This is a genomic window from Helicobacter sp. UBA3407 (genome assembly GCF_949747025.1).
Lineage (GTDB): Bacteria > Campylobacterota > Campylobacteria > Campylobacterales > Helicobacteraceae > Helicobacter_D > Helicobacter_D ganmani.
Window position 1 is genome coordinate 1 of record NZ_CATKCB010000084.1, and the last position, 5,789, is coordinate 5,789.

The 5,789-nt window shown below is 37.5% G+C and carries 7 protein-coding genes; 2 read left to right on the plus strand and 5 right to left on the minus strand.

The features are described 5' to 3' along the window. From Q1553_RS01930 to mqnE, 3 genes are all read right to left on the minus strand, one after another. The coding region (locus tag Q1553_RS01930; protein ID WP_366525087.1) for a hypothetical protein at nt 1-425 on the minus strand (425 nt) is incomplete at its 3' end. Nucleotides 426-431: 6 nt separating this feature from the next. After that, the gene (locus tag Q1553_RS01935; protein ID WP_115551472.1) at nt 432-890 is read right to left on the minus strand and encodes a phosphoribosyltransferase family protein; all 459 of its coding nucleotides are present in this window, start codon (nt 888-890) and stop codon (nt 432-434) included. Nucleotides 891-900: 10 nt separating this feature from the next. After that, a complete protein-coding gene (gene mqnE, locus Q1553_RS01940; RefSeq protein WP_297570259.1) occupies nt 901-1,956 on the minus strand; it encodes an aminofutalosine synthase MqnE in 1,056 nt (351 codons plus the stop codon). Nucleotides 1,957-2,141: 185 nt separating this feature from the next. On the opposite strand from mqnE, the gene Q1553_RS01945 reads away from it, so the two are divergent. Together Q1553_RS01945 and Q1553_RS01950 are read left to right on the plus strand one after the other, a co-directional pair. Next, on the plus strand, nt 2,142-2,681 hold the full coding sequence (locus Q1553_RS01945) for a PAS domain-containing protein (protein WP_115551474.1): 540 nt from the start codon (nt 2,142-2,144) through the stop codon (nt 2,679-2,681). After that, on the plus strand, nt 2,678-4,054 hold the full coding sequence (locus Q1553_RS01950; protein WP_297570254.1) for a methyl-accepting chemotaxis protein: 1,377 nt from the start codon (nt 2,678-2,680) through the stop codon (nt 4,052-4,054). Before Q1553_RS01945 ends, Q1553_RS01950 begins: the two co-directional genes overlap by 4 nt. A 159-nt stretch (nt 4,055-4,213) precedes the next feature. Here the strand turns inward: Q1553_RS01950 and Q1553_RS01955 are convergent, their stop codons facing one another. Together Q1553_RS01955 and Q1553_RS01960 are read right to left on the minus strand one after the other, a co-directional pair. Then, a complete protein-coding gene (locus Q1553_RS01955) occupies nt 4,214-4,891 on the minus strand; it encodes a hypothetical protein (protein ID WP_245944219.1) in 678 nt (225 codons plus the stop codon). 151 nt (nt 4,892-5,042) lie between these two features. After that, on the minus strand, nt 5,043-5,789 hold a 747-nt coding region (locus tag Q1553_RS01960), incomplete at its 5' end, for an ATP-dependent helicase (protein ID WP_300842712.1).

The following is a 5,789-nucleotide window of genomic DNA, read 5'->3' on the forward strand; positions in this document are numbered from 1 at the left end:
ACCCAAATATGGTCGCCTATAAGAATATTTCTTTTACTTGTATTAAGGCATTGATGAGTTTTAAAATCAAAAATTGGGTGATGGTCGCTGCTTTCAAGAACAACTCCCCACGAAAACAAACAATCATCGCCAATAATACAATAGCTCTCACTCGTAATATTCAAAAACATATCGCTAGCACTCTGTCCTAAGGCATTCCCAATATAGCACACGCAATTTGTAAAAATCATAATCCTTCCCCTAAAACAACTTTTACCAATAAACACAAGTGCATTGCTACCTACAAAAGTAATTTGCGCATTCCTAAGGTTTGCCTTTTCGCTTAAAAACAAAATATTATTTTTGCCCATAAACTCTATTTTAGAATCCTTGCATTGCAAATCCCCATAAATTACATTGCCATTTTCCGCTTCAAATTTTTGCATTTTACCTCACTTTTGCTCTTCGCGCAAAGATTTCACAACATCAACTTCCCAAAAAAATTCCACCCAATCACTTGCTTCACGCAAAATAAAATCCGGCTTAAACTGCGCTGTTGGCTTATGAAAAATGCACGCGGTTTTAAAATCAATGCTAGAATTAACAGCACTTAAGATACTATAAACTTTCTCCATACTCGTGCCACTATCTACAATCTCATCTACAATCAAAATGCGCTGATTTCCCCCAAGTTCTGGAATATTTGAGATTTGAATCTCTTGTTGCACTTTATTAAAAAACGAAGAAGCATTAATCGTATAGACACGCCTTAAATCCAATGCAATTCCTAGAAAATGCGCCATTGTCAGCCCACCGCGCGAAATCGCCACAATCCCATCGGGATTAAAATCAATCTTATCTACTAGCTCTTTCATATCCTCTCTAAACATTTCATAGCTATAATATTGCATCTTTTACTCCTTAATATGCGTGAATTTCATTATACAAACTATCCCTCTCCACTGGCAAAAATCCTGCATTCTTGATTTGCGCAATCAATTCCTCCTTAGCAATTCCATTTGCGCTTTTGCTTCCACTTGCGCTTTGAATCGCCTCGCGTTGAATCGTGCCATCAATATCATCTGCTCCAAATTCTTGAGCTAAAATCGCCAAATTCAAGCCCAAAGTTGCCCAATACGCCTTAATATGAGGAATATTTGGCAACAAGATTCTTGCAATAGCAATCGTTTTGAGAATCTCTTGCCCACTTGGAAACTCCTTGACACTCAAAAAGTTATTTTCTTTTTGATAAACAAGCGGAATAAAGGCATTAAACCCTCCGCTCTCCTCTTGTGCTTGATAAAGGCGCAAGAGATGGTCAATCCGATGTTCCCGCGATTCTATATGCCCAAAAAGCATAGTAGCATTAGATTTTTTGCCCAAAGAATGCCAAATTTTATGAATTTTTAACCAATCTGTGGAATCCACTTTTCCTTTACAAATAAAGCTACGCACCTTTTCATCAAAAATCTCTGCGCCACCGCCGGGCATAGAATCCACACCATTTTCTGCCATTAAACTTAAAACTTCATGATAGGATTTACCACTAAGCTGGCTTAAGAAATTTACTTCCGCTGCGGTTAGTGCTTTAAGATGAATATTTGGAAATTCTGCCTTAAGCGTTCTAAAAAGCTCCAAATACCATTCTAGGTTTAACTTGGGATTGTGCGCCCCTACGATATGCAATTCTAGCGCACCTGCCTCTATGGAATCTTTGGCAACTCTTAAAATCTTCTCCTTATCCATTGTATAGACATTGGGATTCTTACGATGTGCAGAAAAACCGCAAAACTTACAAACATCTGCACAATCATTTGTTGGATTAATATGGCGATTGGAATTAAAAAAGACTTTCTTACCAAAATAATCTTTGCGTATAGAATCCGCCATTTTCCCAAGCGTAAAAATATCCAAATCATAGAGCTTTAAAGCTTCTTTGGGTTCTAAAAATTGCTTTAAGGGATTCTGCTCACTCATTATTAACCTTCATTTTATTTGTGGATTTTAGTTTGCAAAATTATACAAAAATTGCTTTAACTTTCGTTAGGATTTGTAAAGTTTCTTCCATATAAAATACCAAAATAAAATTGCTTTTATTATCATTTTATCAAGTCTGTGAAATAATTATAATTTTAATTCTTAACAAGATTGGGAAATAAACTATGCATACAACTCGCGCTTTTGACTTACAAGATGAAATCTTTTTGGCAGATGATACACTCATCACCTCTAAAACAGATTTACAAGGCAGAATTACTTATGGAAATCAAGACTTTGTCGCTTTTAGTGGCTTTAGCGAAAAGGAGTTTTTACACAAACCACACAATTTGATTCGCCACCCCATAATGCCTCGCTGTGCTTTTAAACTATTGTGGGATTTTTTGGCATTGAAACTTGAATTTTTTGCTTTTGTATGCAATCTTAACAAACAAGGCAAAACCTATTGGGTTTTTGCAAATATTACCCCCTCTTATAATGAAAAAGGCGAAGTCATTAGCTACTATTCTGTGCGCAGACGCCCAAGTAAAAAAGGAGTGGAAACTTGCTTAGGCATTTATCAAAAACTCTTAGAGATTGAAAAAGAAAAGGGAATGGAAGCTGGAGTGCAGTTTGTGCTAAATTTCTTGGAACAAAACAAAATTTCGTGGGACGAGTTGATGATTAACCTACAAAACGAAGGAAAAGAAGGAGGCTACCGATGAAAATCTTTTTGCTTAGCGGAATCGTAGTCAGTTTGATAGGATTCATCGTAGAGGTTATTTTAAAAGGCGTCAGTATCAATCTTGCATTTTTTGTTTTAACTTGTGTTATTTTTGCATTGGCATATTTTAAGTTTAGAAAACGTGAGCAACTTATTCAAACCATACTACAAGTCTCAAGACTTTATCAACAAGGTAAATTTGAAGCGCGCGTTTTAAGGGTAGAGGGAGATATAGACCTCTGCACGATTGCTAATACCCTAAACAATGTTGCGGACAACTTAGAAGCTTTTATGCGAGAAATCTCCACTGCAATTAAATACTCCAATGAGGGCAAATATTTTCGCCTAGCGATTCCACAAGGCTTAAAAGGTGCATTTATCTCAAACATTAACGCAATCAACCACGCCCTTTTACAAATCAAAGAAAATGCAAAAGACAATATTTCCAATGCGCTCGCAAAGTCGCTTATGGATATGAGTTTGGGTAGCCAAAATGAAAATTTAACCAAAATTTCCTCTGATTTGGACGGCGATATGCAGCAAATGGGAATTGTAGATGAAAATGTTATAAACATTACAACTTCAGCCAAAAACTCCCAACAAGATGTCCTCTCCATCACACAATCTATTGACAGATTAACAGACATTATCAATGACAATCAAACAACAATAGAAAGCTTCACGCAAAAGTCCAAAGACATTAATTCCGTCGTAGAAATCATCGCAGACATCGCCAATCAAACTAATTTACTTGCGCTCAATGCCAGCATTGAAGCCGCGCGCGCAGGGGAACACGGAAGAGGATTCGCTGTCGTAGCTGATGAGGTGCGCAAGCTCGCGGAAAAAACACAAAAAGCAACCAATGATATTTCCATTGTTGTGCAAACAATGCAACAAGAAATTGCAGGAATCCAAGATAATTTTGGCAAAGTATCAGAATTCGCCAACTCTACACACAAATCTATTACAGACTTCAATGAAATCTTTAGCAGTATGGAATCCACCACACAAACATTGCAACAAGTCTTTAACAAGCTCTCAAGCAAGCTCCTTTTGAGTGTATCCAAACTAGAACACATTGTGTATAAATCCAATCTTTACTTGAGCTTTAATCTCAAGCAAGAAACATGTAATTTCCAAGAAATCAATCCGATTTCTAAATATTTAGACGACGAACATTCTATTAGCCAAATCGGAAATTTGGACATTACAAGCCTTAATAAAGTCAAAGCAACCCTGTTAGAAAACACCAATCAAGCCTTAGAAAAACTCAAAAGCCCGCTGACAAAAGAAATTGCCGAAAGCATTGTAAAAACTTTTGAAGATATTGAAGAGGCTTCCAAGCAAACCATTGCGCTTTTGGAAGAACATTAAAGGAGTCGTAGCAATCTATAATGTTGAAATCTTTTTAAGATTCCATTGCAAAGATTTCTTGATACTTGATTATAGATTCGCTTGGCGAGGACGTGTGCTCTTTTCCTACGAAAGGGCAAGATTCCAAAATCCCGCAGAAATCAAACTTCATCGTAGAATCTAAAACAAGAAGTTATATCCTACATACACATCAATGGAAGAAGTTTGACTTAAATCAAGTTTTGTTGCGGATTCCGTGCCATTGATATTAACAGAACTTTTTTCTTCGCCAAAATTCAAACGTCTTGCTTGGATTCCAAACTCCAACTCACCATTACCCAAAGCATAAATTGCGCCCGCTTTGACGCCATAAGTAAATCCCATATAATCAAGAGAACCCATTGCACTTTCTGCAATCACGAAACTTCCGCTATCAAATTTTGCCTGTGCCAAACCCGCATTTAATCCTAGCAAAGCGCGCCAATCTGTGGTATTTGGAATCTTTGGCGTCCAAGCAAATCCAAGTGTCAAAACTTGATAAGAGAATCCATTTTTTTTCAAATGATGTTCAAAATTCGCCAAGATTCTATGATTTTCACTCAAAAGATAACCTGCCTGCACACCAAATCCAAATTGCTTTTCACTCAAACTATGCGTTTGCGATTCATAGCCAGCAATATGCAAATCTGCGTCGGAATCGGACTTGCTATAACTCCCATAAATCCCCAAAAGACGATTGCGTCTCTCTTCATAAAGCGGGTGATAGGTGCTTTGAGGAGCGTAATATTCGCCACTTCTTTCATCATAACCTAGCCCAAATGACATCAAACATACCAACAGCAACAATCCGCGTATCATAAAAAAATCCTTTTAGCTTTTTCATTCTTTCTAGCAAAAAGGATTCCATAATGAAATCTTAAAGCAAGATTCTAAAACATAAATTGCTCCGCTAACACCTGTGAGGGCATATTAAACTCCTACAAGGACAAATCCCAAATTATTATAATTTTTATACCTTTGTTACAAAATCGCTAAAAATTTCTTTTTCTAAGCCACCAAAATTGATTTTCAGCCGAGTCGTCTTGCCCTCTTGCCTAACTTCTACTATCCTACCCGCACCAAGTATTTTGTGCATTACACAATCCCCCTTTGAAAATCCACTTTCACTAGAAGTATTGACAAAACTACGACGAATCGTAGGAGCGAAGCTGTTTTGCTTGGGCTGTTTTGCTTCCCCCTTATTACCCACTCCGCTTTCAGCTAAAAATTTAGAGGGTGGCAAAGTCGCCCGATTGCCCCTATAAAACCTTGAATCCACAAAACTCAAATAAAGCTCTTTTTTAGCTCTTGTAAAAGCCACATAAGCCAACCGCCTCTCCTCCTCTAGGCTACTATCCTCTCGCGTCATTGGAAAAAACCCCTCCTCAAGCCCAATCACAAAAACATAATCAAACTCTAATCCTTTGCTAGAATGCACACTCATACAAGACACTCCCTCTATACCTTTGCTCTCTTGGCGCATTTCTGTATCCTCTTGGTCGCTCCTTAGTGCCAAATCATTCAAAAAATCCTCCAAATTGCTTAAGGGATTCTGCTTAAAAAACTCACGATAAACACCATAAAATTCCTCAATATTGCTTACCCTATCAATCTCCTCGTGGCTTTGCCCCAATGCCTCACAAAGCTTAATTCTTCTCTCAAATTCATCAGGGAAGTTTAAACTCGCCTCTTGGAGGTTATGTTGCAATTCTTGTAA

Excerpts from the sequence above, each read along its gene's own strand:
- Q1553_RS01935 (WP_115551472.1), bottom strand. The coding sequence starts at position 890 with ATGCAATATTATAGCTATGAAATGTTTAGAGAGGATATGAAAGAGCTA.
- mqnE (WP_297570259.1), bottom strand. The coding sequence starts at position 1,956 with ATGAGTGAGCAGAATCCCTTAAAGCAATTTTTAGAACCCAAAGAAGCT.
- Q1553_RS01945 (WP_115551474.1), top strand. The coding sequence starts at position 2,142 with ATGCATACAACTCGCGCTTTTGACTTACAAGATGAAATCTTTTTGGCA.
- Q1553_RS01950 (WP_297570254.1), top strand. The coding sequence starts at position 2,678 with ATGAAAATCTTTTTGCTTAGCGGAATCGTAGTCAGTTTGATAGGATTC.
- Q1553_RS01955 (WP_245944219.1), bottom strand. The coding sequence starts at position 4,891 with ATGATACGCGGATTGTTGCTGTTGGTATGTTTGATGTCATTTGGGCTA.